Raw genomic sequence first — 8,535 nt, 5'->3', positions numbered from 1 at the left:
ATCGTGCACTCCGATCGCGGTGCGCACTATCGCTGGCCAGGCTGGATCTCCCGCATCGCCCGTGCAAAGCTGATTCGCTCGATGTCACGCAAGGGATACTCACCGGATAATGCGGCGTGCGAGGGTTTCTTCGGTCGGTTGAAGAGCGAGCTGTTCTATCCGAGGAATTGGCAATCGACGACGATTGAGCAGTTCATCGGTGCGCTGGACGCCTATATCCGGTGGTACAACGAAAAGCGGATCAAAATCTCGCTGGGCGCACTCAGCCCAGTCGAGTACCGGAAAAGTCTGGGAATCATCGCTTAACCAGTCCAGGTTTTTATCCGCATCCCCCCCGGGTCAGGATTCCGCGCAAATCAACAAACAATGCATGCCGACGCTGCTGTCGGTGCCTCGATGCGTCAGCTGCACGTTTCTAACGCACCGCAGCAAACCCCTGATCGGTCAAAGACTTACGAGTAGGGATCCGGCGTTATCCACAGATTTGTGCACGGCATCGGTGGATAAGAGTTCAGGCTTTACCGGCATTCTTGTCGCGTGTTGCTGCTCGCGCGCGCAGATCATCTTCGGTGGCGCGGGCCAGCGCGATGAACTCGAGTTCGTCGATCTCAATGTGCTGCCGGTCGAACAGCTCGAGCGCGAGGATCGTCCACTGCTCTTCATCGCGCAGCTTCGCGGCATAGGGGTGCAGGATCTCGCCGTCGCCGCGGACGCGGTCGAACCGGAGCACGCCAGCTCGTGCGGGAGGGTAGGGGCGCTCTCCGCGCTTTGACTTGAAACGCGCTTTCGTCACGCGCGAGTGATCGTCGCCATGGAATCCCGGATGGGCGGACTTACCGATCGACTCTGCGGTTTCCTGGAGCGTGTCCTCGATTGAGAGCTGGCAGCGGTTTATGCGTTGCTCGTCGAAGACTTCCTCACTAAGGATGTACGGTGGCCCTTGGAACCAAATGGGGGCGTCCCAGCTCGGCACAAAATCCGGATCCGGTATCGCGATCGCAGTGATGATGCGTGTTCCGACGTCGGTGCACAGATACGGGTGGCCGGCTGCACCGAGGAAGCGCAGCCCGATACGAAAGTCGCTGTGTTTCATGGTGATTATTGATGGTAGTGGGACGCGTTATTCTGCATCGCTGCCGTCCGTCAGTCGAGCACGCACAATGTGTTCAAAGGAGATTACCGTGCCCGACTACTCGATCACACTCGATATTCCAGACGTCGCAGCCGACATTGACGCTCAGGTGATTCCTCGTATCGCGCAGGCAATCCGCGCGATCGCGCAGGAGGCGCAGCTGAACTTGATCGAAGCCGTGAAAAGCGCGAAGATCTGGAGCGGCGAGAAGACGCCGTACATCAACTCGATCAAGGTGCGCTACCTGACCGAGCTGAGCGCGGAAGTCGTGAGCGACTACAAGTATGCGAGCGAGATCGAGACCGGGCGACCCGGGCGCGACATGAAGCGCATTCTCGCGACGAGTCCAAAGGTACGTAGAACGGAGAGTGGGAAACGGTTTTTGATCGTGCCCATACGCGCGAGTTCGCCGAACAATGCGGCGCATGCTGCGGCCATGCCTAGCGGCGTCTACGCGCTCGCGAGTCAGTTGCGCATGAGTTCGATCACGAACACCGGCACGCGGCCGAGCGGGGAAGTGACGGAGCGTACGCCGGGGCGTGGCATGCATGCTGCCGCGGCACAGACGCCTTTCCGTTCGAGTCTCCAGACCCGAGCGCACGAGATGGTGAACCGGAATTCATACGCGTGGGGAGGCCGCTTGTCGCGCAGCGAGCTCGCGAATGAGTCAAAGGAAACGCAGCGTCGGTATGGTGGAATGGTACGCATGAAGGAATCGACTGGCGGATCAACGTACGTTCTCTTCAGAACGATGCAAGAGGGCCAGTCCGGATGGGTGACTCGTCCGCAGCCAGGCCTGTATCTCGCCCGTGACGTGGCCGAGTATCTGCGTCCCATCGCGGAGGAAGCCATCAACAAGGCGGTCGGGTCTTGATATGACGTCGATAAGGCGTCAACATGGCGCCCCTGTTGAACGAGGAGCTACCATGCGCGAATACCGTGCAATCACTGCGCAAACGGTCGCGGCCTATGTTTGTGATCGATGCAAACGCAAGCACGAGCCGGATGATTTCGAGTTCCACGAGTTCGTTTCGCTCGAGTTTGTCGGCGGCTTTGAGTCGATATTCGGCGACACGTCAAAGGTCGAGATTGAGCTCTGCCAGCATTGCCTTCGCGAGACGCTCGGGCCGTGGCTTCGCGTGACGTCGATGGACGAGCGTGAGCGCGCGCGAAGCCGCGAATCAGACAGTGAGTCTGCGGTGGAATGAAGGGCGCACCGACACGCTAGTTGCCCACTGCGATATGCAGTTGGCGCTCGAGGTCACGCACGCGGCGGAGCAGATAACGCTGCCGCAAAGCGACGGCTACGACTGCCCCGGCGGCGCACCAGTCGCCGAGCCAACCAATCGGATTGAGCAGGACTGCGAGCTGCCAGTTGAAATAAGCGTCGGCCCCCGAAATGGCCGAGCCGATCGTCGCGAACAATAGCATCCACACGAGCACGCGAAACATCGCTTTCCCCAGCGTTCCAAAGGGAAAATGCTACGTGGGATCGCGTTGCCTATGAGGCAAGTTTCACGGCTCAGTCCTTCGGCACGACTTGAAGGGTAAAGCCGAGATCGTTGAGAACTTGGAGCAGCCGGGTCACGGGTGGATCATAGTCGTCGGCTTGCGGCGTGTAGGGGATCTTTTTCTTGGTAGCCACGTAGTCAATGCCACAGTAGATCACCGGACGGAAGATCAGCGCCTCCGTGATATACCCGGTCAGGTAGTTTGCGTGATATTGATCGATCGTCATAACGGACTCGTCGAGCTGCTGCATCAGCTGCTCGAGCCATTTATTGTCATTAGTCATTTTCGGCCTCCGGCGGAGCCGCGGAGTGTAGCGCACGCGAATTCCGCTGAACAACCCGTACGAAATCTCGGACCCACGATTACGTTACGGCGGGACCTAGGCGGTGCCTGCACCAGGTAGGCTTCGTCCTTTTTTTGGAAACATACACATGAGCACGAAATCGACCATCGCCCATCAGGAAGCGACCGGTGACGGGGCCGGTTGGCACTTCTATGAAGAGTGTTTCGAACCGGGCGTCGTCTATCTCCAACTCGAGGGTGTCCACATCGAGGAGTTGACGACACTTGAGAATGGGGTCGGCGCGCGTGTAGTGGTCCGTATGCCTCTTGAGACGGCACAACAGCTTGGGCTGCATACGACCGTCTCTGCCGAACGATGGACGAGTGTCGCCAGACACTTTGATGATGTGGCGGATAAGAATCTGGCGAGTGTCGAGGAACTCGTGCATACGTTGGCCGGAGAGCAGCGCGATGGAAGACCCGCAGACGCTGCCCCGAGCGACGAGCACTAACGCGCGGCCGGATCGCTCTACTCGGAGTCGTCGCCGAAGCGTTGCAACCAGCGCCGTTCGCCAACCGTGCGCTCGCCGAAGTAGCGCCTTGCGTTGCCACACATCCAGCAGCTGCACGGCGTCGGTGTATCGACGACTTTCCCGAGATCTTTTGCAGAGGTGAGGCGTCGTCCCCACCAGCGGTACGCGCGCTTGCGCTGAAGCCGCGCCCGATCCGCGCGGCGTTTTGCCGTTCCTGCCATATCGCACCTCATTTCAATTGCTGAATGTGCGAAAGCCCGCGCGCGGCGGGCTCATCGGGGTGAAGCGGGACATGGGGATTATCAGGCGTTCCGGGGGACGCTTGCAAGGCCAGTCACTTTTCGGGGCTGCCTAACCACCACCAAGCGTCAAGAACGTGACAGGTTGAGCTTTGAGTAAGTTATGCTCTCACAGCGCGCGCGCTTACCGATCGCAGCCGTACTGCCGATGTATGTGGGCCGCATAAAAACAAACACCGAGGGCAAGAGGTAGACCATGAAAGTAGGGCAGATTGTCGTTTGCAACTTTGGCGTTTACCGACCCGGGAAAGGTGGTAAGCACCACGTGGATGGGCGAATGCCGCCCGAAATGATCAAGAACCGTTTGGCCGTGGTGATGAACAGCAAGCTCGGGCCGGGCTGCATCGTCGTCCCGTTGTCCTCGACGTACGACAAAGACAAAGAGGCGCGCGGCTACCATGTCAAGGTCGATCCGGCTCACGTCCCGCAAACGAAATTTTGGCAACCGTGCGATCGTTGGGCCAAAGCAGAACTGATGCAATACGCGAGCCTTGAGCGCGTTTTCACGCTGCGCGGTGATGATGGAAAATACGTCACCGATACGTTGCCTCGGGATGTCGTGGCCATGATTCAACGCGCCGTCCTGACGGCCATCGGCGGCGCATCGCTACTGCAACCCGTCGAGCCGCCTGTTCAGGCTCCTGAACCCGCTACTGCGGCCACGATTGAGGAGCTGCTCCAGGGTGGCGAACAGCTGGCGGCCGATGCTGCGGCCGATGTCAAAACTGACGACAATGCCATGTGAACGCTGGGATATTGTGCTTGACAACATATTAGGAAAACGCGAAGATTGCTTCGTCGGCCTTCGAGGCCAAAAGTAACACCAAGTAGTGTTCCCTCTCGATGGGACGCAAAAGCCCGGTTAATAGCCGGGCTTTTGCATTTCTGGGGCGAAACAATGTCACACCCGGAAAACGAAGAGAGCGTAGTGAGGCGCATGGCCACGGTACTGCTGTGGCCATGCGCCTCACTGGGACGCGCGGCAAGCGCATACGCTTGGACCAATATTTCGGGTCGAAGTTCATTTCATGAGAGTTGACATAATGTTAATGATCAACGTTTTGAACGGTCGTGCGTTTGCAAATTCGGAGCGAACTTTTCGCACCAAAATCCGTCTTACATCGGCGTATTACGTTTTTTGCTAAGATTACGTCTGCAACATGCCATGGAGGGCGAGATGCACGCTACGACACTTTCATTCCGAGCGGCGGAAGAGTTCGCCGAAGAGACGCGATCATTCGCCAGCATGGTTGGCCTGAAGAGTTCCGATTACATCCGCGAGGCTGTGCGCGAGAAAAACGAACGCCTGATGGCAGAGCGGATAGGCAACCTGTCGCGCAAGCTCGCGGCGAAGCATGCTGCTTTCAACGAATCTACAGAGGAATCGATCGCCGATGGCCTCGATTAAGGTAAAACGCGGCGAGGTGTGGGCGGTTGATTTCACCCCACAAACGCACAAAGAGGAGCCGGGCAAGCGTGAGCGCCCGGCTCTGGTAATTCAGACGGACCTGCTCAACGACGTCGGCCATCCTACGACCATCGTTATCCCCGGTACGTCTGACATCGTGTCCGGAGATAATTCTCCGCTGAGGATCGCGCTCGGGCGGTTGCCCGGCCAAGCGCCCGATGAGGCAACGGATTTGCTGATCGATCAGATCCGCGCCATTTCCAACGCCCGGTTTATGAATGACCAGCCGCTGACGACGCTCACCACGAACCACATGCGCCGCGTCGAAGACGCGATGAAGCTGCTTCTTCTCCGCTAACGCTCAAACTGTGGAGCCTGAAAAAATGCGACCCGAACAGATGACGGCGACCGAGCGCGCAGCTCTGGAGCGCCTGCTCGAACATGGCCGCGGCATGACGGACCAGAGTCGATGTGTCGCGGACTTCCTGCTCGCATGGTGGAACGCTGGCTCATGCGGCTCGTACGACATGACCACCGGGTGGGCCGTCGACGAAGCGATCGCCGACGATATGTGCGTCGTCTTTCGCCTCGCGACGCGTGCGCACAGCTATCCGGACACGCTCGGCTACGGCCCGCAGTTTGAAGCGGTCGTGCGGGAATGGCGTCCCGAGCTGGTTAAGGGCTAAGTACCGGGCGGATTGTCCGTCACAGCCGCCACGTGTACACGCCAGCGCTGCGCCATCCCAGATTCTGCAGCGCCCTACGGTCTTCCTGCGAGATCTGATCGAATTCTTGTTCGTTCACTTCGATTGACCCGACTGACCGCGACACGCCGTAGACGTCTGCGGTGGGCTCGTAACGCTGCAGGATGTTGAGACCTTCAATCAGGGCTGAAATATTGGCCATGGCTTTGCTGGGGACGGTTGCGAACGTCGCACGATAAGGTCACGAGGGGCGGTCGCTCAGATGCCCTTTCCCGTGTGAGATACTGTACGCATATACAGTATCTCTGCGGAGCGTTCGTATGATCCTGCCCCCTTTCAAGCCGCCGAAATATGACGAATTACGCGCCTGGTGCCGGCAGTATCAGTCCGACGACGTACGCCGCTTGATATTCGAGGTACAGGCCCAGCGCTACGCGCTGCCGGAGATCCGCGCCCTTGCCGACGCATGCCGCATAGATACCGAGAACGACCAACCGCAAATTGTGCGCATGAAGAAGCTTAACCAGCTGATTCGAATGATCGACGCTGAAATCAGCCGAGCCGACAAGATTTATAGGTCGCCGCCGGTACCACATCCCAATGCGCCGACGCTTGTCGGGCGAGGCTCTTGATCAGCTGCCCACGTCGTCGATCGGATCGTTGAATGTGGAGCTGTCATTGCCGCTCCGGTTGACGGCGGCCGACACCTTGAACCAGTGGAAGTCGTCGGAGGACTTGCCTGCATCGTTGGCGAGATGGACGGCCTCGTCGAACGTCGTCGCCGGGTCGAGCCACACCTTGGCTTCCTCGAGCGTCAGCACCAGTGGCCGACGGTCATGGACGTCCAGCATGCCGCTTTCCGCCGGCGCCGTGACGATCACGAAGCCGTACACGAGGCCCGGGGCCGCGGCGGTCTCGCTGGTCGGACGCGCGCTGCTCAGCCCGGCGAAGTACACGGGCGGTCCAGCGTTCGCCTGGATGAAGTACGGCTGTTTTTTGCCCGCGACCGGTAACCACTCATACCAGCCATCAGCAGGCACCAGCACCCTCCCCGTGTTGAACAGGCTTTTCCAGGTGCTCGTGTTCGCCTTGTCGAGCCGCGCATTGATCATCATCGGCACCTTGCGCGCAACTGCCCACTGCGGTCGAAATCCCCACACTTCGACGCGCGGACCTGTCGGGCCGATGATCGGCTGCTGGGTGCCCGGGGAAACGTTCCAGCTTGGCTTGAAGATCTCCCGTTGATCGGCAAAGCGCGGATCGAGCGCATCGCTCATCAGTGGCTCGACGTAGAACAGGTCTTTCTGACCGCGTGAGTATCGTCCGCACATGGCGGTTCTCCGACAGCTACCATGAGATGGAAGGTTATTTGTCTTTGATCAAGTCTTCGGGCGACTGAGAACAGGGGATATTCAACGTGAAACTCGTCCCGCCTCCTATCGCTTCCGCATATATGGTGCCGTTATGTGCCTGTGCGATGCACCGGCAAATGTAAAGACCCAAGCCCATGCTCGACGTCACCCCGCTTTGCCTCGGCAAATGACTTGCTCGGGTCATTGGATCAAAGAGCGTCGGCAGCGCTGCCTCCGGTATCGGGTTGCCTTGGTTGGACACGATGAGAGTCATATGCCCAGCCTGACCGAGAACGTTCACGCTTATATCCCCTGAGCCGTGCTGGACTGCGTTCACAAGCAGGTTGACTGCCAGTTGGCCGAGGCGGGTTCCGTCCCACCTGCCGGTAAGGTCGCCGGTAAGGCGCACGTCGATACATGCGTCCGGATACGAAGCGCGCACCTCGTCGGCCGCGTCGTTGCAGATACGCCCCATATCCTGCGGCGTAAAGTCGACTGGAAGCGTGTCGCCGAGGCGGGTGCGCGTGAAGACGAGAAGATCGTCAATCATCCGTTTCATGCGCGCGGCGCTCCGTTGCGCGATCGCCACCGCTTTCACGCTGGATGACGACAGCCCCTCGTCATGCAGGACGACCTCAGCAGAATTCAATATCGCGCCAAGTGGGGAGCGCAGGTCGTGCGCCAGCACGCCGGCTAACAGATCCCGGATGCGTTCCGTGCGTTGCGCGTACTGCCGGATCGATTCCGCGAGCATCTGGTCAATAGCCTCATTGAACCGGACCATCTCCCCGGTAGCCACAGCATCGTCCGGCGATGGATGGTGCCATCGCCTCAGCACACTGGCGCGTAGGGCCCGATATTCGGCCACCACATCGTTGATTCCGTAGCCCTGTGCAAGACGGTCGTCGGCGTGCTGGCGCGCGGTTCTGTCAAAAGCGGAGTCTGAATCGTGCCGGTCGCCGCGTGACTTGGCCAACTGCTGCGCGCTGCTCTGCGGCTCGCGCATATCCTCCGCAATCCGGGTCAGGATGTCGCGAGCCGAGTTTCGCAACTGGCTCTCACTGAGATGATTGTCCTTCAGGCTGATCGTCCCGGCAAACGCCGCCCACTCGTCGATCAGTTCAGAAAGGTTTACTTCGATGAAATCCGACAGGCTCATGATTCCCTCGGTTACACACGGGCGCCAAGAGCAATGCAATTTTTTTGCCACCTCACGCTCGCGGGTGTTAGGAACAGCAGATGCTTAAAGGCTTCTCACGGGGGAACGCACGCTGAAAGCTACCATTACACATGAGACCATTCCAAAACACTGC

General features: G+C 59.1%; 16 protein-coding genes. 9 read left to right on the top strand and 7 right to left on the bottom strand.

Features of this window, described 5'->3' with window-relative positions; translation table 11 throughout:
• Positions 1-306, top strand: a 306-nt coding sequence (locus ACYVNQ_RS04760) for a transposase (RefSeq protein ID WP_460901126.1), incomplete at its 5' end; no start/stop codon positions are given.
• 205 nt (positions 307-511) lie between these two features.
• Here the strand turns inward: ACYVNQ_RS04760 and ACYVNQ_RS04755 are convergent.
• Positions 512-1,093 carry a hypothetical protein gene (locus ACYVNQ_RS04755; protein WP_460901125.1) on the bottom strand — a complete coding sequence of 194 codons (582 nt, stop codon included), beginning with the start codon at positions 1,091-1,093 and terminating at the stop codon, positions 512-514.
• A gap of 88 nt (positions 1,094-1,181) precedes the next feature.
• On the opposite strand from ACYVNQ_RS04755, the gene ACYVNQ_RS04750 reads away from it, so the two are divergent.
• Positions 1,182-2,006, top strand: a complete 825-nt coding sequence (locus ACYVNQ_RS04750; RefSeq protein ID WP_460901124.1) for a hypothetical protein — start codon at positions 1,182-1,184, stop codon at positions 2,004-2,006.
• A 52-nt stretch (positions 2,007-2,058) separates the two neighbouring features.
• A complete protein-coding gene (locus tag ACYVNQ_RS04745; RefSeq protein WP_460901123.1) occupies positions 2,059-2,340 on the top strand; it encodes a hypothetical protein in 282 nt (93 codons plus the stop codon).
• 16 nt (positions 2,341-2,356) lie between these two features.
• On the opposite strand, the gene ACYVNQ_RS04740 is transcribed toward ACYVNQ_RS04745, so the two are convergent.
• Positions 2,357-2,584 carry a hypothetical protein gene (locus ACYVNQ_RS04740; protein ID WP_460901122.1) on the bottom strand — a complete coding sequence of 76 codons (228 nt, stop codon included), beginning with the start codon at positions 2,582-2,584 and terminating at the stop codon, positions 2,357-2,359.
• A gap of 70 nt (positions 2,585-2,654) precedes the next feature.
• Positions 2,655-2,927, bottom strand: coding sequence for a hypothetical protein (locus ACYVNQ_RS04735; RefSeq protein WP_460901121.1), 273 nt, complete (start codon positions 2,925-2,927; stop codon positions 2,655-2,657).
• Positions 2,928-3,075: 148 nt separating this feature from the next.
• Between ACYVNQ_RS04735 and ACYVNQ_RS04730 the strand changes: the two genes are divergently transcribed.
• Positions 3,076-3,438 carry a hypothetical protein gene (locus ACYVNQ_RS04730; RefSeq protein WP_460901120.1) on the top strand — a complete coding sequence of 121 codons (363 nt, stop codon included), beginning with the start codon at positions 3,076-3,078 and terminating at the stop codon, positions 3,436-3,438.
• Between the two features lie 17 nt (positions 3,439-3,455).
• Here ACYVNQ_RS04730 and ACYVNQ_RS04725 read toward each other — a convergent pair whose 3' ends face one another.
• Positions 3,456-3,680 (bottom strand): hypothetical protein, encoded by a 225-nt coding sequence (locus ACYVNQ_RS04725; protein ID WP_460901119.1) that lies wholly within the window; start codon positions 3,678-3,680, stop codon positions 3,456-3,458.
• A gap of 274 nt (positions 3,681-3,954) precedes the next feature.
• On the opposite strand from ACYVNQ_RS04725, the gene ACYVNQ_RS04720 reads away from it, so the two are divergent.
• From ACYVNQ_RS04720 to ACYVNQ_RS04705, 4 genes are all read left to right on the top strand, one after another.
• Positions 3,955-4,503: a type II toxin-antitoxin system PemK/MazF family toxin gene (locus tag ACYVNQ_RS04720; protein ID WP_460901118.1), complete on the top strand. Its 549-nt coding sequence runs from the start codon at positions 3,955-3,957 to the stop codon at positions 4,501-4,503.
• Between the two features lie 432 nt (positions 4,504-4,935).
• Positions 4,936-5,166 carry an antitoxin of toxin-antitoxin stability system gene (locus tag ACYVNQ_RS04715; RefSeq protein WP_460901117.1) on the top strand — a complete coding sequence of 77 codons (231 nt, stop codon included), beginning with the start codon at positions 4,936-4,938 and terminating at the stop codon, positions 5,164-5,166.
• A complete protein-coding gene (locus tag ACYVNQ_RS04710; protein WP_460901116.1) occupies positions 5,153-5,524 on the top strand; it encodes a type II toxin-antitoxin system PemK/MazF family toxin in 372 nt (123 codons plus the stop codon). The genes ACYVNQ_RS04715 and ACYVNQ_RS04710 overlap by 14 nt, the downstream gene beginning before the upstream one ends.
• A 25-nt stretch (positions 5,525-5,549) precedes the next feature.
• A complete protein-coding gene (locus ACYVNQ_RS04705) occupies positions 5,550-5,852 on the top strand; it encodes a DUF7673 family protein (protein ID WP_460901115.1) in 303 nt (100 codons plus the stop codon).
• Positions 5,853-5,871: 19 nt separating this feature from the next.
• Here ACYVNQ_RS04705 and ACYVNQ_RS04700 read toward each other — a convergent pair whose 3' ends face one another.
• The gene (locus ACYVNQ_RS04700) at positions 5,872-6,072 is read right to left on the bottom strand and encodes a hypothetical protein (protein WP_460901114.1); all 201 of its coding nucleotides are present in this window, start codon (positions 6,070-6,072) and stop codon (positions 5,872-5,874) included.
• Positions 6,073-6,190: 118 nt separating this feature from the next.
• On the opposite strand from ACYVNQ_RS04700, the gene ACYVNQ_RS04695 reads away from it, so the two are divergent.
• Positions 6,191-6,502 (top strand): hypothetical protein, encoded by a 312-nt coding sequence (locus ACYVNQ_RS04695; RefSeq protein ID WP_460901113.1) that lies wholly within the window; start codon positions 6,191-6,193, stop codon positions 6,500-6,502.
• Here ACYVNQ_RS04695 and ACYVNQ_RS04690 read toward each other — a convergent pair whose 3' ends face one another.
• Complete coding sequence (locus ACYVNQ_RS04690; protein WP_460901112.1) at positions 6,503-7,201, bottom strand: SOS response-associated peptidase; 699 nt, start codon at positions 7,199-7,201, stop codon at positions 6,503-6,505. It lies immediately after the preceding gene.
• Between the two features lie 34 nt (positions 7,202-7,235).
• A complete protein-coding gene (locus tag ACYVNQ_RS04685; protein ID WP_460901111.1) occupies positions 7,236-8,381 on the bottom strand; it encodes an ATP-binding protein in 1,146 nt (381 codons plus the stop codon).
• Positions 8,382-8,535: the final 154 nt, after the last annotated feature.

The sequence above is a fragment of the Paraburkholderia jirisanensis genome (assembly GCF_054782355.1).
This window is presented reverse-complemented; position numbering and strand designations above follow the sequence as displayed.